The following is an 18,361-nucleotide window of genomic DNA, read 5'->3' as shown; positions in this document are numbered from 1 at the left end:
AAACGAGTGTGCGATGACCGAACAGGATGTCGTCGAGCTGCTGACCGCCCAGCACGAGGAGATCTTCGCGTTGCTGGCGCGGCTGAAGGCGGGCGAGGACGGGAAACAGGATCTGTTCACCGAGTTGGTGCGGTTGCTGGCCGTGCACGAGAGCGCCGAGGAGGAGGTCGTGCATCCGGTCGCCGGGCGGGCTCGTTTCGGCGCGGACGCCGACATCGTGCAGCCGCGGCTGGCGGAGGAGAACGCGGCCAAACGCGCCCTCGCGGACCTCTACGACCTGGGGGTGGACCATCCCGATTTCGACGCCCGGCTCGCGCAGTTCGCCGACGCCGTGGCCGAGCACGCCGCGCACGAGGAGACCGAGGAGTTCACCCTGCTGCGCGCGCAGTTCTCGACCAGCCAGTTGCGGCGGATGGCGGGCTCGGTATGCGCCGCCGAAGCCGTGGCACCCACCCGCCCGCACCCCCACGCGGGGGAGTCCGCGGTCGCGAACCTGCTGGCGGGCCCACCGTTGGCGGTGTTCGACCGGGCTCGTGACGCGGTGCGCGACTGGCGGCAGAACCAGGACACGTGAATCACCCCCAGCCCACGAAGCGGAGAAGGAGAACACCGACATGGGGTTTCCCGAGCAGCAGCAAGAAGTTCCCGGCATCCAGGCCCGGATGACCCCCGTGCCGGACTGCGGTGAGGACAGCTACCGCGGCTCCGGCAAACTGACCGGCAAGGCCGCCGTCATCACCGGCGCCGACAGCGGAATCGGCCGGGCGGTGGCGATCGCCTACGCGCGCGAAGGCGCGGACGTGCTGATCTCCTACCTCGACGAGGACGAGGACGCCAAGGAAGTCGCCGACCTGGTGACGCAGGCCGGACGCAAAGCCGTCCTGGTGCCCGGCGACCTGTCGGAGGCCGCCCATTGCCGCGCCGTCATCGATCGGGCCGTGCGGGAATTCGGGAAGATCGACATCCTGGTGAGCAACGCGGCCTTCCAGATGACGCACCAGACGCTGGAGGAGATCAGCGACGAGGAATTCGAGCACACCGTCAAATTGAACATCAACGCCTACTTCTACCTGGTGAAGGCGGCGCTGCCGCACATGCCCGCGGGGTCGTCGATCATCGGCAGCTCCTCGGTCAACTCCGACATGCCCTCGCCGACCCTGGCCCCGTACGCCGCGACCAAAGCCGCCATCGCGAACTTCTCCGCCAGCCTCGCGCAATTGCTGGGCGAACGGGGAATCCGGGTCAACAGCGTGGCGCCGGGACCGATCTGGACCCCGCTGATCCCCTCCACCATGCCGGTCGAGAAGGTCGCGAAGTTCGGTGACGACACGCCGTTGGGCCGCGCCGGTCAACCGGCCGAATTGGCGCCCACCTACGTCATGCTGGCCTCCGACGACGGCAGCTACGTCTCCGGCGCTCGCATCGCGGTCACCGGTGGCAGGCCGATCCTGTGACGTTTCGCGCACGATGACCCGCCCGGTCGGCCGTGACGGCCGACCGGCAGCGGGGGCGGGTCACAGCATCGACACCACGATGCCGACCGCCACGGCGAGGAACAACAGGATCACCAGCGCCCCGATGAGCATCGCCACGACCCCGGTGACCGGGAAGTGATGGCTGGTGCTGGGCTCCGGCGCCGACAGCCCGGAGGTCTGCGGGGTGTCCGGCGGGGTCGCGCCCGGCGCCACTCCGCCACCCGGTTCCAGATCGGGGGTTTTCGCGGGATCGGGGTCCATCGCACTCATAGCCGCTCCCTACTCGCCGTCGTTGCCCGGCACCTCGGGTGCGCCGGGCCGTTTACCGGTCCTCTTCCTATACAGGATCACGGCGCCGACCAGCACCGCGAGCGCGAGAATCACCAACAGTTCCATGTCCGGGTCCTACCCGGTATCCGCGCGCCCAATCGGCACGCGTCCAGCTATCCCGGCCGGTTCCGCACGAGGATAGTAGGAGTCGAGCTCCTGCCCATCGGGAGCACGGGTGAGCGGCACGTAGCCGCAATTGGCCCCCCGGTCGGTCATCGTCCCAGGCTACGGCAGCTCGATCGGGCCGCCGGGAAGCGCACCGCCCACATCGGACAGACACTGGCCCCACGGGTGCGGGCATTGCGTGCGGGCGTGGGCTGGAGGAAGGTGAGTTATGTCCGGTGGCGCCACCGGGGCGCCACCCTGACAGGGCAGGAGGTGGCCCGTGTACGCACGTTCCAGCACCATCGCGGCGCAACCGTCATCGATGGACGACGGGCTCGCATATCTGCGTGATGAACTGATGCCGAATCTGTCCGAGATCCAGGGGTGGGTCGGATTGTCCTTGATGGCCGACCGGTCGACGGGACGCTGCATCGCCACGACTTCCTGGGAGAGCGAGGAGGCGTTGCATGCCAGCAGAGGACGCGTCCAGCAACTGCGTGAGGGCATGGCCCGGCGCCTCGGCGGGCGGGCCGAGCGCGTGGAGGAGTGGGAGATCGCGGTGATGCACCGTGACCACCCGGCAGGCAACGATGCCTGCACCCGCTGCACGTGGGTCCAGGTCGATCCGGCCCAGGTCGACCGGCTGGCCGACATGTTCAAGATGGAAGTGCTGCCGCAGACGGAGATGCTCGACGGATTCTGCAGCGCGAGCCTGTTCATCGACCGCGACAGCGGCCGAGCGGTGGGTGCGACCGTATGGGAGAACCGGCAGGCGATGGACGACAGCCGCGAGCAGACCAATCAGATCAGGGCCACGGCGACCCAACGGGTGGGCGCCAACGTCCTGGAGGTGGGGGAGTTCGATCTGGCCTTCGCGCACCTGCGCGTACCCGAGATGGCGTGAAAGCACGGACGTCCGGCCGGAAAACGAGCTTTCCGGCCGGGTATCCGCGTCCCGCGCAAGGGTAGTCGTCATTACCCGAGAGGTAATGGCCACGCCCCCCGGCCGTTCGTAGGATCTGGGGCGTGAGTACCCCAACGGCAGGTGACCTGCTGCGACATTGGCGTCTGGAACGCAGGCTGAGCCAGCTGGAACTGGCCGGACGGGCCGACACCTCGGCGCGGCATCTGAGCTTCATCGAAACCGGGCGCGCCACCCCGAGCCGCACCATGATCGTGCACCTGTCCGAGCATCTGGAGATCCCGTTGCGCGAGCGCAACCGTGTCCTGCTGGCCGCGGGCTACGCCCCCGCCTACGCCCAACCCGGCCTGGACACTCCCGCGATGGACGCCGTTCGCGGCGCCATGCGCCAGATCCTCGCCGGTCACGAGCCCTACCCCGCTCTGGCCATCGACCAGAACTGGACGATGGTCGACGCCAACAGCGGCGTGTCCGTGCTCATCGCGGGCATCGATCCGGCACTGGTGACACCGCCGGTGAACGCTCTGCGCCTGAGCCTGCACCCCGACGGCATGGCAGGCCGCATCCGCAACCTCGCCGAGTGGCGCGGCCACATCTTCGCCCGCTTGGCGCGCCAAGCCGAGGTCACCGGGTCCCGGGACCTGGCCGATCTGCTCGAGGAGCTGCGGTCCTATCCCGGCGGCGAAGTGGAACTCGCCGTCCCCGAACCCGACCAGGCGGTGGTTCCGCTGCGGATCGACCACGACGGGAACGAGCTGTCGTTTCTGAGTGTCACCACGGTGTTCGGCACCCCGATGAACGTCACCGTCGCCGAACTGGCCATCGAGTCGTTCTTCCCCGCCGACGAGGACACGATGAAGCGGCTCACCGCGGGCGCCCGGTGAGCCGCGCGGCCCAGCTGTCGGCGCTGCTGACCGTGCCCGTGCGCACCGTCACCGACCTCGGCGCCAGGCACGCGTGGACACTGCACCGCGCCGAAACGGCCGACGGCCGAGCGCTGTTCGTGAAGGCGACGGCCGAGCCGACACCCGTCTTCGCGGCGGAAGCGGCGGGTCTGACCTGGCTGCGAGACACCGCGCCCGGCCCGGCCGGCGACGGCAACCAGGCCATGCTGCCGGAGGTGCTGGCCGTCGACGACCGGACGCTGGTGCTGCCGTGGCTGGAGGAAACCGGCCCCACCCCCGCGGCCGCGGAGCGATTCGGTCGCGAACTGGCCACACTGCACGCCCACCGAGCCGAGCTGTTCGGTGCGCCGTGGGAGGGCTGGATCGCGAGCCTGCCCCTGCCCAACACCCCGACCAGCGGACCGTGGTCGCGGTGGTACGCCGAATATCGCCTCGCTCCCTACCTCGCCCGGGCGGCCCCGCATCTCGGCGAAGACGGAACACGCCTGATCGAGCGCGTCATCGATCGCATCGATGACCTGGCCGGGCCCGCCGAACCACCGGCCCGCATCCACGGCGACCTGTGGTCGGGCAACGTCCTGTGGACCCGGGGACGGGCGATGCTCATCGATCCCGCCGCGCACACCGGCCACCGCGAGACCGACCTGGCCATGCTCGCCCTCTTCGGCATTGCGCACCTGGACCGCATCCAGGCCGCCTACCACGAGACCCATCCGCTCGCCGACGGTTGGCGAACTCGCACGCCGCTGCATCAACTGCATCCGCTGCTGGTGCACCTCGTGCTGTTCGGCGCGGGCTACCGCGCGCAGACTCTCGCCGCCGCCACCGCGGCGCTCGCGTCCCGGCCTACCCGCCGACCCGCGCGATGACCTTCTCCGCGAAGCGCGACAGGTTGGCGATCTTCGTCTCCAGCGGCTCGGTGTCCTGCTCGGTGGTGTAGGGGAGCCGGAAGCCGACGATCACGTCGGTGACCCCTTTGTCCTCGAGGCGTTTGATGCCGTCGACGGTGAACCCGTCCAGCGAGATCACATGCACCTCGAAATCCTTGCGGGTGCCGTACTCCGCGCGCAGGACATCCAATTCGGCCAGCAGCCGGTCCAGTTCGGCGCCGTCGCCACCGGCGTGCATCCACCCGTCGCCGCGCTGCGCGGCCCGGCGCAACGCGGGCCTGCTGTGCCCGCCGACGAGGATCGGCACCGGTTCGGTCGGCACCGGGCTGATCTTGATCGGCGGAATGTCGTAGAACTGCCCGTGGTATTCGAAGTAGCCGCCCGCCGAGAGCCCGCGCACGATGTCGATGCACTCGTCCATCCGCGCGCCGCGCTTGTCGAACGGCACCCCCATGATCTCGAAATCGTCCGGCCAGGGGCTGATGCCGACGCCCAGCCCGAACCGGTTGCCGCTCAGCGCGGCGACCGAGGCGGCCTGCTTGGCCACCAGCACGGGCGGCCGGATCGGCAGCTTCAGCACGAACGGAGTGAAACGCAACCTGGTGGTGACCGCCGCCATCGCCGCGCTGAGCACGAACGCCTCGACGAACGGTTTGTCCTCCAGGAATTCGCGGCTGCCGTCGGGGGTGTAGGGATACTTCGCGTCGGACTCCTTCGGATACGCCACGCTGTCGGCGACAGCCATGGAGGTGTAGCCGGCCTCCTCGGCGGCTTTGGCGAGAGCGAGGTAATACGACGGATCGGTCATCGTCTCGGCGTAGGTGAAGCGCATAGTGCTCGCCTTCCTGGCGCGTCCAGCGCGCCGCGCGGGTCCCGGTGCCAGGGGAATGGGCCGGCGCCGAGACGTGAGAGGACTGCCGCAAGCGGAACCGGACCGCCTCGATGGTGTCGAGGCCGCCCGCTGGATCACCGCCTACTGCCATGGGTTGGTGAAGCCTTCCGGAATCAGGTGGTCGAACATCGCCCTCATCTCCGGCGAGAGCCGTAGCAGTTCGATGTACGAGCCGATCGGCCCACCGTCGAGGTAGGCGAACTCCATCCCGGCGCCCTCGAACCTGCCACGCGCGGCGATCTCGATGCCAGCCTCGGTGGCCTCGGCGAGCGCGGCGTCGTAGTCGTCGGGCACCCAGGCGGCGTGATGCAGGCCGGGACCGAAACGTGCCAGGTGCTCGGAATACAGGCTCAGCCCGCCACGCGGCTCGATCAGCTCCAACTGCTGCCCGCCCGCGTAACCGAGCGCCACACCGATCGTGTAATCGGCGGGTGCCCCGCGCAGTTCGGCGGTATCGGCCCCGAAATGGACCTCCGGGATGGTGAACCAGTCGCCGACTCCGTACCGAGTGGTGAACGCCCGAGTGGCCGCGGCCAGATCGGACACCACCCAGCACAGCTGAAAGATCGGACCGCCGGTGATCATCATCGGCCCCCGAGGCGGCTCATCGAGTTCGGACACCACCGGTGGGCAGCCACCTCGGTGGCCACGACCGCGACGCCCCGCGCGACCGGCAGGCGGCACAGCGCGGCGCCGAGACCGGACGCGGCAAGGGTGACCACCGCCACATCATCCACGCCGTTCAATTAATCATCTGTGTTTAACATCGTCAAGGCTCGTGTTTAGTACAGTGCGGATATGCCGAGCGACGAATCGCGCGCCGCCTTGCTCGACGCCGGGGAACGCCTCATCGCCGAACGCGGCGTCGACGTGCCGTTGCGCGACATCGCCGCCGCCGCCGGTCAGCGCAACAACTCCGCGGTGCACTACTACTTCGAATCGCGCACCGGATTGATCGAAGCCATCGTCGAGCGACGGATGAACCGGCTCGAACAGCGCCGCATGCAATTGCTGGCCGCCCACGAAGCCGACGGCCGCGCGAACGACGTGAACGCCCTGGTCGCCATGCTCGCCACCCCGATCCTAGAACTGCTCGGCCACGACCGGGTGACCCATCTGGGCCGGTTCCTTGACGTCGTGCGCACCCACCCCGTGGTGGCGGACGCCCAGCGCCTCGCGGGCGCCGACCGCGCCGCCGTCCGCATCATCACCACCCGCCTGGACGCCGCGCTGACCGGGCTGCCGCGGCGCCTGCGCCGACAGCGCCTGGAGACCATGGCCACCGTCATGTTCGCGTTGATCGCCGACTACGAGCGCACCCTGGAATCCGGCGTCCGCACCGCCCACCCGGGAGACGCCGCGGAAATCGTGGACATGATCGTCGCCATGCTGACCGTGCCCGTCCACGACCACCCAGCCGCCGCCCCGCGCCGCTGACACCGGCGCGGCCGGATACCGGCACGGTTGCCTCAACCCCACGTCCGCCGCGCCCCGACGCGGTTCGCCGGGACAGCGGCCGGCTGCCGATCCGCTTGCGGCCGCGCTGCTTCCGGGAACCTGCGGTGCAACCGGTCGATGAAGCGGCGCACGGCACACAACTCGCTGTGCAACTCGTGGCGTGCGGCGGGATCGCCGCGGTAGGAGAATTCGATATCCCGCGCCAAGGTCTGGGCTCGCCGGGTGAGCAACTCCAAGAAGACCCGGGCCTGGGCGAGGTCGGCGTCTTGTTCCATGCGCTGGCCGATCTGTCGTTCGATTACGGTGTCGGTCGCCCAGTACTCCCCGTGCCGCGGTCCTCGGCCGATCGGAGCAAACTGATGCTAACCGAGCCCCGGCCCCACAGGTGCCGAAATGGAACCGTCTCTTGGCTATCACGTGGCGACTCGCCACCCCGCTCCCGGCGTATCGTGATCGTATGGGCGTCATCGGGGAGCTGTTCCCAGGTAAGAAGCTGACCCACGAGGGCAGCGAGGACAGCGACGGACAGGCCTACACGCCGCGGTTCGACATCGATCTCGACACCGGCGTGGTCCGGGTGCCGCGCGCGCAACCACCTACCGCCGGCGACCAGCCGGAGCAGACATGACACTTCGGATCCCGCTCGCGCGGAAAACATCTCGCTGATCGCAAACCGTTACCTCGCCGGTGCGCGCCGGTAGCGTCGCCGCAATGGGCAATGCTGGTGGGCGGCGGCGGCCGCTGAAGACCATCACGGGAGTCAGCGGTGCGGTCGGCGTATACGCGGCGGCCATCGATCCGGACACGACCACGGTCGCGTCATCGATCGAGGTCGCGAAGATCGCCGAGCGAAACAAGTTCGACGCTCTGTTCGCCGCCGACCTCCTGAGTTTCGGTGCGCAGGGTGCGATCGGCGCGCAGGAACCACTGATCTTCCTGTCCGCGTTGAGCGCTGTGACCTCGCACGTCGGGCTCATCGCGACGGTGACCACCACCTTCCACCACCCCTACAATCTCGCCCGGCTCTTCGGCACCCTCGACCACATCAGCAACGGCCGCGCGGCCTGGAACGCCGTCACCTCCTCGGTGGGCGAGGAGAACTACGGCGACCAGGAACTGCCGAGCCCCGAAGACCGCTATGCCCGCGCCACCGAATCCCTCGAGGTGGTCAACGCCCTGTTCGACAGCTGGCAGCCAGGCGCCCTGAGCGCCGACGGGCACGGTGGCGCGATACTGGACCCCACCCGAGTGCGGCCCATCGAGCACACCGGGCGGTACTTCACCGTGCGCGGGCCGCTGAACATCCCGCCCCTGCCGCAGCGCAGGCCGGTCCAGTTCCAGGCAGGGCAGTCGGCCGGCGGCATCGAACTCGGCGCGCGATTCGCCGAAGTGGTGTTCACCTCGCTGCCGACCCTCGAAGACGCGGTGACCTACACCAAGCGCATCCGCGCCCGCGCGAACGAACTCGGCCGCGCCCAAGGCCTGCCGTTGATCATGAGTTCCTTCCACGCCACCTACGGCGCCACGGAATCCGAAGCCAGGCGCCTGGCGCGGGAACAAGCGGAGGCCACCGACTTCGAGGCCGGGCGAGCCGCCCTCGCCGACATGCTCGGCGGCGGCGTCGACCTGACCGGCCTACCGTTGGACAAGCCCCTGCCGGAGAGCCTGCTGCCCGACGTGACGTCCGTGCACCGCAGACGCGGCCGCGTGGAGATCTTCGGCAACTTCGCCCGATCGGGAAAAACACTGCGCGAACTCATCATCGCCGCCAAGGACACCGGCCACTGGGCGGCCGTCGGAACACCCGAACAACTCGCCGACTCGATCGAAGAACGCTACGACGCGGGCGTCCTCGACGTGATCTCCCTCGGCGGACTCGCCGACGAACGCACCCGCGACTTCCTCGTCAACGGACTGCTGCCCGAACTGCGCCGCCGCGGCATCGTCGGCTCCGACTACGTCGGCGCGACCTTCCGTGAAAACCTCGAACTTCCCCCGCTACCGGACTGACCGCCCGAGGCGCACTCACGACCCTCGGCGAGATGAGCCCCAGGCATTTTCGCCATCGATGCGGTGGGGCTCATCCGGAGATCAGGCGTGTTGTGGCCGCCCGGACGCGAGCACAGCCGCGGGAGAGGCGAGCCGCCGACCGCTACCGGGTGAGGACCGGCGCCGAACGGTGAGCCGAGGTTTCGCTCCCCGGCGGGTTCGTATTCCGCACCCAGGTGACGTTGGCGATGAGGTCGTCATCGAAGACCAACTCGTCCCACAGCACCCGCTCGGCGGCATCCGGCGACGTCTGCGCAACCGGACGGGGCGCCTGCGCGGCCGCCGGAGGCGGCGTTGTCTCGGTCGGCAGCGGCGTCACCAGCCAGGACAACGCCCGCATCGTGCTGAGGCCGTAACGACGGGCGCCCTGCGCGACCGCGGCCACCGCGGCGGCGGAACTCAGCACCCCGGCGAGCAACGCCACGGAGGTCAGTCCGGCGCCTGCCATCCGCTGCTCACCGGCAGCCGAAACGGCCGTGCCGTCCTCGTCGAAGATCCGGCGCAGCCACCCCGAACCGAAACCTTCACCCGGATCGATCAGCGTCCGCAACTCCGGCCCCTTGGCATCCAGGTACAGCAAGCAGATCAGCACCAGAACCGTCACGGCCACACTGGATCCCATCACCAGAGCGGCGAGCGCACGGGAGCGCGACCGCACCTGCGCGACCGCGGCGAACACGGTGACGACCGCCGCGGCGGCGGCCAGCAGACCCCAGGCACCGCCGATGTTCATCTCACGGAATTTCGACACCGACCATTCGTCGAAACCGTTGGTGACACCGGTGACCCGGCCGAACGCGTCCGAACGCACCTCGCCACCCGAACCCGACGCCGACAGCCACGGCTGGAACAGCAGGGCGAAGGTGACCGCATTCGTGGCCGCGGCGAACAAGAAGCCCCAATCCACTCCCCGTGGTGGCGTCGCGCTTCGTGCCGGGCGTCCGGAGCCACGGCTCCGGCGGTGTCGCGCTTCGGTTGCCTGCCAGGGGGTTGGTTGTACCATTGCTCCAGTTTCGCCGGTGCCGCATGAATTCCGCTGCCGCCCAGAGCAATAACAATGAAATTGCCTGAAGGGTGGAAAACGCGGCGCATCAATGAGATGAAATTCGATCGGGCGTCATCGGCCATCGACGGAATTAACCGTAAGCACCGCGGCGACACCGGGCAAGCGTGATCGATGTCCCACGTATCACCGCAGCTCCCGCCGCGTCCGACCGCGGAGTGACCCAACCGGTGAGTAACATTTCGCGCACAGCGTTGAACTCGGCCTTCACGGTTTCGCCGCGACAATTACTTGCCCGGCGCAATCGAATTGCTGTGACAGGCCTAACAAGTGCGCACTGCGACGTCGGTCACAAACCTGCACCACATCCGGTGAAAACATCGAAAAATGGAAAACACGGTGCCGGACCGTATTTCGATCAGCACCCACCCGCAGCCGGCCGAGACCTCCGAAACCGGATCACGCCCGTATCGAGAGTGGGCGCTCGCGGATCCGGTCCCACCACCCGGTCATCACGTGGCGCACAGCCGGACGGCGAACGACCCGCTGCCGCTCAGTGTCCTTCCGCCGCCGCCCGCGCGTCGGCGACCCCACGGGTGATCTCCGCCAGGCGCTCCGCCGAAACCTCGACCGCGCCCTCGGCGTCGACCAGCACCGCGGTGGGATAGAGATCGCGCAGCAGATCCGGGCCACCCGTCGCCGTATCGTCATCGGCCGCGTCGAACAGCGCCTCCACCGCAAGACGCAACGCCGCCTGCTCATCGATATCGCGGTGATAGGTCTTCTTCAACGACGACCTCGCGAACACCGACCCCGAACCGACCGCGGTGTAACCGAAACGCTCCTCCTGCCGGCCACCCACCGCGTCGTACGACACGATCCGCCCCGCCCGCCGCGGCTCGGCAGCGTCCGGGTCATAGCCGACCAGCACCGGAATCACCGCCATGTCCTGCAACGCCGCGGGCAAATTCGCGCGCACCATCGCCGACAACTTCGTCGCCTTGCCGTCGAACGTCAGCGGAGCCCCTTCGATCTTCTCGTAATGCTCGAGCTCCACCGCGAACAACCGGATCATCTCCAACGCCATCCCGACCGTGCCCGCGAAACCGGCCGCCGAATAGGTGTCGGTGACGAAGACCTTCCGCATATCCCGCGTCGCCACCAGATGCCCCATCGTGCCCCGGCGGTCACCGGCCACCAGCACACCACCGCGATAACTGATCGCGACGATCGTCGTCCCGTGCGCTGCGGCGTCGTCCCCACCGCCGCCCGACTCGAAACCGACCTCGGGCAACAACCGCGGCGCGTACCGGCGCAGAAATTCCGAGAAGGACGCCGCCGGGTACTGCAAACCGAGCGGCAGGTGACTATCGGTCGTCATGATCACCTTTCCGGGCGGACGCTGCCCCACCCGCGAACGCGACACGTGCACTCCCGCCGACGTTACCGGAACACCACCACCCCTCGGCCGCAACCGGCATCCGCCACCGGCGGTCCTAAGCCGGGTCGTCCCCGGCGCAGGTGTCCGGCGCATCGATCCGGACACAGGGGAGCGGAGCCCGCGTCGGCCGATAATCCGGCCCCACACCACCCGCGCGGATCAACCGGACATACGCATCGACCGCGTCGGTCGGGCGGCGCGCCAACGTCGGATCGGTCAGCACATCGACCGTGTAGAGCCCGAACCGCGGCGCGTACGAACCCCACTCGTAGTTGTCCGTCAGACTCCAATAGTTGTAACCGATCACATTCATCCCGTCGGCCTTCGCCCGCTGCAGCCAATACACCGTGTCCCGCAGATGATCGGCGCGGCTGTACCCATCCGGACGAACCTGCCCGTTCTCCGTCGGAAGACCGTTCTCCACCACATACAGCGGACGCCAGGGGAACTGGCGCGCGTAATGCCGCAACGCGTAGTAGATACCCTCCGGATGCACCGGCAGCTCCCACATCGCAGAACCTCCCTCCGCACCGCCCTGCGCCGACTCACCCGTCTGCGGCAGCGGAGCGAAGTAGTAATCCACACCGATGAAATCCAGCTTCGCCGAGATCCGATCCACGATCGGCTGATTCACCTCCGTCTCCGCACCGGCCACATAGCCCAGATTGCTGGTCACCAGCGCATCCGGCCGATAACCGTGGATGACGTCGTAGATCTCGTTGTGCGCCAGCGCGATCCGATCCAGCATCACCGGCGCCTCGTCGACACCGATCCCACCCGTCCGCAACTCCGTGCCGACATACGCGGCCGGCTCGTTGAACGTCACCCACAGCGGATCACGCGAGGCATACCGGCCCACCACCTTGCGCATGTTCGCCAGCCAATCCTCGACCATGCCCGGGTTACGCCACCCACCCCGATCCAACGCCCACCCCGGATACACCCAGTGATCCAAGGTCAGCATCGGCCGCATCCCCGCCGCCAGAATCCGCGCGATCACATTGTCGTAGAACCCGAACGCCGCCTCGTCCCAGGCATGCGGCGCCGGTTGCAGCCGCGCCCACTCGATCCCCACCCGATAGACCCGCACCCCCAGACGCGCCGCCAGATCGATATCGGAGATATAGCGGCGCGCGAAGTCCACCGAATCCCGATACGGATCCGCCGTCCCACCAGCCGCGATGAAACGCGACCAGTTGCTGTCCGGCGCACGACCTTCGGACTGGAACCCCGACGACGCCACACCCCACAGGAACTCCGCATCGAACGCGGGCAGCGCCGGACTCTGCTGAGCAGCGGAAACACCCGAAGCCATCAGCACCGCCGCGGCAGCCGACAGCGCGGCGAACCCGCGCCGATGAGTGCGTGTACGCATCGCCGTAGCGTAGCTGTCAGATTGCTGACTGCCCGGGCAGGAAATCGCGTGTCGCCGGTCGCGCAACCGTCACGATCCGCGCTCACACCATCCGCGACCGCCGCGCCAACTCCACCGTCGCCGCCCGCAACTCCTCGACCGCGTCGATCCGCTCCGCATACCCGACCCTGGTGCGAGCCACACCCCGCGGCGTCACCACCCGCAAATCCAAACCGTATCGGTCGGCACGCTCACAACTCGCCCCGGTGGCATCCGGGTACCCGCCCAACCGCCGCGCCATCGCCAGCAACGCCTCGGCATGATCATCATTGAGATGCGCCACCGCCCGAGCCGCCACCGGAATCACCGGATCCGGCTCCGCCGCCGCATACTCCTCCGCACTCGCCGAATCCATCCGCCCATACCCGCCGACCCAGCGCACCCGCCGCACCCGCAACACCCACAACGAGAAATCGCTGTAATCGATGTACATCCGCCCCGCCGCCACCGCCGCCAGATACGCCTCCCTCGCCGCGACCGCCTCCCCACCCACCGGCCTCTCCACCACACCCGACAGCGTGATCCGCGCCCCCGCCAACGGGTCCGCAGGCGGATCCGGCGCCACCACCGCCAAGCTCGCCCGCCCGTCCGCGGCCAGATTGCGCCCGTGCTCGGCCAGCCGCGACACACACAACACCGGCTGCCCCGCCGACAACCCATACGTCACCAACGACGCCCACGGCGAACCATCCGCCGCCGAACTCGCCAGCGTCGCGGTATTCACCGACGCCGCAACGGTTCTCGCCTCCTCCGCAGCCGAAGGTCGAGCCGGATACAACACCGGCGCCAGCGGCGGCGGCACCGAAGGCCCGTCACCAGGAGCACCATGATCGACAGTCATGCCCCCATCCTTCCAGCGCGTCCAGGCGAAACGCCGCACAACCTCACACGAGCGAAGCAATTGACCGAGCGCATCCGCCGCCGATCGACCAGACTTGCCCAGTGACCAGATACGCATTCGATGCCGACCGCGCCGCCCTCGTCGCCACCTGGGCGACCGGACGAGGCGACCTCGCCCAGACGGTGGCCACCCTGCCCCCGCAGGTGACCAAGGACCAGGCAACCGATCTGGCGTCGAACCTCACCACCCTCTCGCGGTTCCAATGGCGCACCTACACCCACCCGGCCAGCGCCGCGGGCGACCCCGACGTCCCCAACAGCGAAGCATGGCGCCGCGCCGAAGAACGCCGGAACTTCAAAGAAGTCGAAACCGGACTGCGCAGCCCCCACCTGCCCACCGACGAAGGACTGCTCGTCTCCTACAGCGGCGTCGTCGAATCCGCCCACCGCATCGGACGCACCCTGCACGACATCGACGACGACGCCCTGCTCGACACCATCGCCGCCGAAGTACGCACCGAACAAGAAGCCATCGAATCCGCCGAACGCGGCGACCTCTCCGCCCGCGCCCGCCAAGCCGTCGAACTGTCCCGCCCCGACGTCTCCCCGGCCCAGGTCCACGCCGCCGACGCACTCCTGCGCGCCGACCCGCTCGGCAGCATCGAACTGTTCACCGAACTCGACCCCGCCTCCGCCTCCGTCGCCGCGGCGCACTGGCTCTACGCCGCCGCCGAAGTCGCCGGAGAGGCCGCCAGCGTACCCACCACCGATGTCGTCGCCGAAGCCGACGACATCGAAGCACTCCAAGTCGAGACCCCCACCCTCGTCCTCGAACGACTCGCCGCGGGCGACACCCCCACCGAAGTCGTCCTCGAACTGATCGCCGAAGCGATGGCCGTGCACGAAGGCCGCGTCCCGGCCCCGTGGAGCCTCGTCGCCCGCGTCGCCGAAATCGAAACCCAAGCCCACCGCTTCGGCGTCGACGCCGACACCCGCGAGGCGATGCTCACCGGCTTCCGCATCAGCCGCCTCGACCCCGCCCGCCCCGCCCTCGACCTCCTGGAAGACCTCCTCGACGGCATCCGCGGCTGCCTGCTGCTCTACGCCGCCAACACCGACCACGCCGACCCCGAATCCCACTTCGCCGAAGACGTGCGCCTCGAAGCCGACGCCGACCCCGAAGACCTCCTCTGAACGCCCGGGCGGGACACGGCAACGCCCTGTCCCGCCCGAGGATCGCTCAACAGGACACTTCGCCGGAAACCGCCGCCGCTTCCGAGGTCAACCAGGCGCGCAGCGCGCGGTAGACCGCATCATGATTGAGCAACGTGAAGTGATGCGCCGACGCGAGATGCATCCCCTTGTCCACGTCGAAGCCGATCCGACGCGTCCGGTTCCGCCCGCCGCCGCTCGGTGTCAGAACCAGCCCGTCACCGATCACGCGGCCAAGCGGATGCCGCGGACTGCGCGTGACGGTAGCCGTGACGAAATAGTGCTCCGCACTCCTCAGCAGCGGCACCTCGCGGATCACCCGGCGACGCAACGCGTCGGCATCCAGATCCCGCCAATCCTCGTCCACCAACGAGCCATCCCGAAGATCACGAATGCCTCCGCTGCGACGACGCAACAGCTGCCCGAACGGCCGGGTCTCCGGCAACCGCACCAGCGCCGCCGACGCGTAGTGCACCAACTGCTCCAGCGGCGCGCCCATATGGGGTGAACCAAGACACACCACCTGCCGCACCAGCTCCACCCACGGCACCCCGGCTTCGCTCGCCACGAAACACGCGCCCCGCGCGACCAGCCCGCCCATCGAATGACCCACCAGAGAAACCCGCTCGACCGGTACCGGCCACCGCTCGACCAGGCATTGCATCAGTTCGCTGAACTGTGCCGCGTTCTCCGAGATGTGCAGACCGCTGTTGTACCGGACCTGTAGCGCCGTGCAGCCCGTATCGGACTCCAATCGCTCGGCATAGGTCGGCCCGCCGCCCAACCGCCACGCGTGCTCGGTCTCCACCAACCCGTGCAGGAAAACCACGATATGCGCACCCGGTCGCCGCACACGCGCGCCGACCAGCTCGGCGGGCACGGGAGCGCCGTCGATCCGGAAGGTCATCGGCCCGGCCAGAATCGGTCGCTCCCGCTCGAGCTCGTCACCGATGAGTCCCTGCACCGCGGCGAGCAAACCCGACCCGTACACCGTGCGTGACGGCGCGGCCCCCGGCAGGTCCGCGGTCCGTTCCGCGACCATGCCCGCCGCCACCGCCGATCGGCTGACCACACGATAGACACTCTCGGCGATCGCATCGTGCATCAGCTCGACCGGAGCCGCCGCCGGGCCGACGCCCCAGCGCACGGCCGCGAACACTCGCCGCGCGATCGCGCGGTGCACGGCCGCGATCCCGTCGACCGCTCCACCGAGTTCGTCACCGGCCAGCCGGGCCAGCGCTCTGACCTCCGCCTGCCGTCGGCGCGCCTCTTCCGTCATGGCATGAGTGTACAAGTGTGCACTGAAAAAGTGGGGCGGAGGAGTCCTACGGCACTCGCGACACGGCCACCGCCCGCTCACTGAGGCTGCCCAGATACAGCACGCCGTCCTGCTCGACCACACCGGTCACCATCGAATAATCGGTGCCCTCCATCTGGAGGTCGTGCACGACTTCACCCTCGAAATCGACCGCCATCACCCACACCGTCCGCGCCGGCTTCGGCTGCACCCACTCCGGCAGCGTCCACACGATGCGCCGCAGAATGCCCGGAAGTGGAAGGAGGCGGTCCAGCAACGGATTTCGCGGCGAAGGAAGGGTGATCCAGATCAGGCCGTCGCTGCCGAGCCCCAGGTTGTCGGGAAAACCCGGCAGATTCTCGATCAACCGTTCCTGCGTGCCCGCCTTCGGGCCGGTGAGCCAATAGCGCGTGAGCCGGTAGCCGCCGGTCTCCGCGACGACGACGCTGGAACGATCGGGCGCGAGGACGACGCCGTTGGCGAACTGCAGATCGTGAATGAGCGTTTCCACCTTGCCCGCGGGATCTCGGCGGAACAAGCGACCGGTACCGGAGTGCTCCAGGATGTCGCCCATGTACTCGTCGAGTGAGTACCGGCGCGACGACGCGGAGAAGTAGATCGTGCCGTCGGGATCGCGCACGACATTGCTGGCGAATCGGAGTCGCTCTCCATCGATCTCGTCCACCAGTACGGTCAGCGCGCCCGAAGTGTCCAGCTCCAGCAGTCCACGCTCGAAATCGCAGATCAACAGCCGTCCATCGGCGTCCGCATGCAGACCGAGCGGACGGCCGCCGGTATTCGCGAGCTCCCGTACGTCTCCGGTCGCCGGATCGATGCTGAGAATCGCACCGCCCGCTACGCCCGCGATGATCCTGCCGTCGGCGGAGAGCACCACATCCTCCGGTCCGGCGCCGGGCAATTCGAGACGCCGTACTCCCGGAAGGGGAGGGGTACTGCGGCTTCGACGTGCCCGAGCAGGGGAGGGCGGCGGCGTCCACCGCTGCGGCTGCATGGTCGAGGCGAGCATGGCATCAGGGTAGCCCCGTGAGCGCGGAGTTCCGGGGAAACGCGATGCAGGCCCGCTTCGAGGAGGTGGGCAACGGCGGGTAAGAAAAACATCTTCTTACGTAGATATGCGCATCTAACAATGTGTATCCCATAGACCCCGCCCAGCTCCAGAACATTCAAAACAGCAAGGAGGGGAGGGGTCCGACGAAACGGATTCGGCGGTGGGCTACGCGAAGCAGGCAGGTTCGCCCGGGATGGCGCTGCTGCCGGCGTTCGTCACGACCGCCTCGCCGGAGCCGGGACGGGCAACGCCTGGACAGCAGCGCCGAGGTATCAGGGCTGGTGTGTGATGGTGTACCAGAGGATGGCCAGTGTGCCGAGCGTGAACAGTGGTGCCACGATGAAGGTTTCGACCTTGTTCCCGGTGCGATCGATGATGGGAAGGCTGACGCGGAGGTCGAAGGGCCAGAACAGGCGGCAGCCACGCTCGGTGAGGCAGTCGCCGATCAGATGGGCCAGCGCGCCCAGCCCCACCGCGAACGGCAACCAGACCGGCTTGTCGGCGATCCAATGCTCCATCGCGAAGGTGCCCGCGGAGGCGAGCGCCACGATCGGACCCCACGCCTTGAAGTTGTTGCCGGACGGGCACAGATGTAGTGCGCGCACGGCCAGGGCCAGCAGGAAGAAGACCAGGCTCAGGGTGAACCAGCGTCCGAGCCAGTGCTCGCCTGCCCACGTGCCGTAGGCGACGGCCGCGACGAATGCCAAGGAGTGGGTGGCACCGCGATGGCCGCCCGAGACCCAGGAGATCAGCTTGCACGCAGTGTGCGTGATCGGACCGAGGGCGTGCGAGATCGTGCCCTGGGGGTGGTCCGCATCGGGCAGCAACGCGGCTCCGGCGGTGAGAAAGACCCCCAGCAACAGATCGACGGTACCGAGATGTCCCGTCGCATCCTGGAGAGCCGGAAACGTCAAGATCGTTACCGGCAGCGTCGCCACTGCCGCCGACCAGGCCAACGCGCCACTGGTCGCATGTGAATGTCCAAGCACCATTCGAACGTTAGTTCAGCTTGCTATGGGTTCGCGAATGCCGTTGTCGCGCGGGGGAGCAGCCCGATGC

The 18,361-nt window shown here is 68.3% G+C and carries 21 protein-coding genes; 9 read left to right on the top strand and 12 right to left on the bottom strand.

Annotated elements, in window-relative coordinates; translation table 11 throughout:
• Positions 1-13: 13 nt before the first annotated feature.
• Together NG1_RS13330 and NG1_RS13325 are read left to right on the top strand one after the other, a co-directional pair.
• Positions 14-574 (top strand): hemerythrin domain-containing protein, encoded by a 561-nt coding sequence (locus NG1_RS13330; RefSeq protein ID WP_062970617.1) that lies wholly within the window; start codon positions 14-16, stop codon positions 572-574.
• Positions 575-614: 40 nt separating this feature from the next.
• The gene (locus NG1_RS13325) at positions 615-1,454 is read left to right on the top strand and encodes an SDR family oxidoreductase (protein ID WP_062970615.1); all 840 of its coding nucleotides are present in this window, start codon (positions 615-617) and stop codon (positions 1,452-1,454) included.
• Positions 1,455-1,514: 60 nt separating this feature from the next.
• Here NG1_RS13325 and NG1_RS13320 read toward each other — a convergent pair whose 3' ends face one another.
• A complete protein-coding gene (locus NG1_RS13320; RefSeq protein ID WP_062970613.1) occupies positions 1,515-1,745 on the bottom strand; it encodes a DUF6480 family protein in 231 nt (76 codons plus the stop codon).
• 445 nt (positions 1,746-2,190) lie between these two features.
• On the opposite strand from NG1_RS13320, the gene NG1_RS13315 reads away from it, so the two are divergent.
• The 3 genes from NG1_RS13315 (at position 2,191) to NG1_RS13305 (ending at position 4,606) form a co-directional block, all read left to right on the top strand.
• Positions 2,191-2,814 carry a hypothetical protein gene (locus NG1_RS13315; protein ID WP_062970611.1) on the top strand — a complete coding sequence of 208 codons (624 nt, stop codon included), beginning with the start codon at positions 2,191-2,193 and terminating at the stop codon, positions 2,812-2,814.
• Between the two features lie 122 nt (positions 2,815-2,936).
• Positions 2,937-3,716: a helix-turn-helix domain-containing protein gene (locus NG1_RS13310; protein ID WP_062970610.1), complete on the top strand. Its 780-nt coding sequence runs from the start codon at positions 2,937-2,939 to the stop codon at positions 3,714-3,716.
• Positions 3,713-4,606: a fructosamine kinase family protein gene (locus tag NG1_RS13305; RefSeq protein ID WP_062970608.1), complete on the top strand. Its 894-nt coding sequence runs from the start codon at positions 3,713-3,715 to the stop codon at positions 4,604-4,606. Before NG1_RS13310 ends, NG1_RS13305 begins: the two co-directional genes overlap by 4 nt.
• On the opposite strand, the gene NG1_RS13300 is transcribed toward NG1_RS13305, so the two are convergent.
• The 3 genes from NG1_RS13300 to NG1_RS37840 form a co-directional block, all read right to left on the bottom strand.
• Complete coding sequence (locus NG1_RS13300) at positions 4,584-5,459, bottom strand: TIGR03619 family F420-dependent LLM class oxidoreductase (RefSeq protein WP_062970606.1); 876 nt, start codon at positions 5,457-5,459, stop codon at positions 4,584-4,586. The two genes, NG1_RS13305 and NG1_RS13300, sit on opposite strands and share 23 nt — an antisense overlap.
• A 141-nt stretch (positions 5,460-5,600) precedes the next feature.
• A complete protein-coding gene (locus NG1_RS13295) occupies positions 5,601-6,140 on the bottom strand; it encodes a VOC family protein (protein ID WP_245659889.1) in 540 nt (179 codons plus the stop codon).
• Complete coding sequence (locus NG1_RS37840; protein WP_168434258.1) at positions 6,104-6,256, bottom strand: hypothetical protein; 153 nt, start codon at positions 6,254-6,256, stop codon at positions 6,104-6,106. Before NG1_RS37840 ends, NG1_RS13295 begins: the two co-directional genes overlap by 37 nt.
• Before the next feature lie 61 nt (positions 6,257-6,317).
• On the opposite strand from NG1_RS37840, the gene NG1_RS13290 reads away from it, so the two are divergent.
• Positions 6,318-6,956: a TetR family transcriptional regulator gene (locus NG1_RS13290; protein ID WP_062970602.1), complete on the top strand. Its 639-nt coding sequence runs from the start codon at positions 6,318-6,320 to the stop codon at positions 6,954-6,956.
• A 32-nt stretch (positions 6,957-6,988) separates the two neighbouring features.
• Here NG1_RS13290 and NG1_RS13285 read toward each other — a convergent pair whose 3' ends face one another.
• Entirely contained in the window at positions 6,989-7,252 is a 264-nt protein-coding gene (locus NG1_RS13285) for a hypothetical protein (RefSeq protein WP_062970600.1), read from the bottom strand.
• Positions 7,253-7,434: 182 nt separating this feature from the next.
• Between NG1_RS13285 and NG1_RS37425 the strand changes: the two genes are divergently transcribed.
• Positions 7,435-7,605 carry a hypothetical protein gene (locus tag NG1_RS37425; RefSeq protein WP_168434260.1) on the top strand — a complete coding sequence of 57 codons (171 nt, stop codon included), beginning with the start codon at positions 7,435-7,437 and terminating at the stop codon, positions 7,603-7,605.
• Positions 7,606-7,688: 83 nt separating this feature from the next.
• Positions 7,689-8,987, top strand: coding sequence for an NtaA/DmoA family FMN-dependent monooxygenase (locus NG1_RS13280; RefSeq protein ID WP_062970598.1), 1,299 nt, complete (start codon positions 7,689-7,691; stop codon positions 8,985-8,987).
• A 142-nt stretch (positions 8,988-9,129) separates the two neighbouring features.
• On the opposite strand, the gene NG1_RS13275 is transcribed toward NG1_RS13280, so the two are convergent.
• From NG1_RS13275 to NG1_RS13260, 4 genes are all read right to left on the bottom strand, one after another.
• Complete coding sequence (locus NG1_RS13275; protein ID WP_157114037.1) at positions 9,130-9,918, bottom strand: hypothetical protein; 789 nt, start codon at positions 9,916-9,918, stop codon at positions 9,130-9,132.
• Between the two features lie 664 nt (positions 9,919-10,582).
• A complete protein-coding gene (prcB, locus tag NG1_RS13270; RefSeq protein ID WP_062970678.1) occupies positions 10,583-11,410 on the bottom strand; it encodes a proteasome subunit beta in 828 nt (275 codons plus the stop codon).
• Between the two features lie 115 nt (positions 11,411-11,525).
• Positions 11,526-12,845: a family 1 glycosylhydrolase gene (locus NG1_RS13265; RefSeq protein WP_062970593.1), complete on the bottom strand. Its 1,320-nt coding sequence runs from the start codon at positions 12,843-12,845 to the stop codon at positions 11,526-11,528.
• Between the two features lie 82 nt (positions 12,846-12,927).
• Positions 12,928-13,725 (bottom strand): HugZ family pyridoxamine 5'-phosphate oxidase, encoded by a 798-nt coding sequence (locus tag NG1_RS13260; protein WP_062970591.1) that lies wholly within the window; start codon positions 13,723-13,725, stop codon positions 12,928-12,930.
• Between the two features lie 101 nt (positions 13,726-13,826).
• Between NG1_RS13260 and NG1_RS13255 the strand changes: the two genes are divergently transcribed.
• A complete protein-coding gene (locus NG1_RS13255) occupies positions 13,827-14,918 on the top strand; it encodes a hypothetical protein (protein WP_157114036.1) in 1,092 nt (363 codons plus the stop codon).
• Between the two features lie 46 nt (positions 14,919-14,964).
• Here NG1_RS13255 and NG1_RS13250 read toward each other — a convergent pair whose 3' ends face one another.
• The 3 genes from NG1_RS13250 to NG1_RS13240 form a co-directional block, all read right to left on the bottom strand.
• Positions 14,965-16,215, bottom strand: coding sequence for a lipase family alpha/beta hydrolase (locus NG1_RS13250; RefSeq protein WP_062970589.1), 1,251 nt, complete (start codon positions 16,213-16,215; stop codon positions 14,965-14,967).
• A gap of 46 nt (positions 16,216-16,261) precedes the next feature.
• Positions 16,262-17,260, bottom strand: a complete 999-nt coding sequence (locus NG1_RS13245; protein ID WP_245659888.1) for an SMP-30/gluconolactonase/LRE family protein — start codon at positions 17,258-17,260, stop codon at positions 16,262-16,264.
• Positions 17,261-17,574: 314 nt separating this feature from the next.
• The gene (locus NG1_RS13240; protein ID WP_210750965.1) at positions 17,575-18,294 is read right to left on the bottom strand and encodes a metal-dependent hydrolase; all 720 of its coding nucleotides are present in this window, start codon (positions 18,292-18,294) and stop codon (positions 17,575-17,577) included.
• Positions 18,295-18,361 lie beyond the last annotated feature (67 nt).

It is taken from the genome of Nocardia gamkensis NBRC 108242, assembly GCF_001612985.1.
GTDB classification, from domain to species: Bacteria; Actinomycetota; Actinomycetes; order Mycobacteriales; family Mycobacteriaceae; genus Nocardia; species Nocardia gamkensis.
The sequence above is the reverse complement of the archived record's forward strand: the minus strand, read 5'-3'. Positions and strand labels throughout refer to the sequence as shown.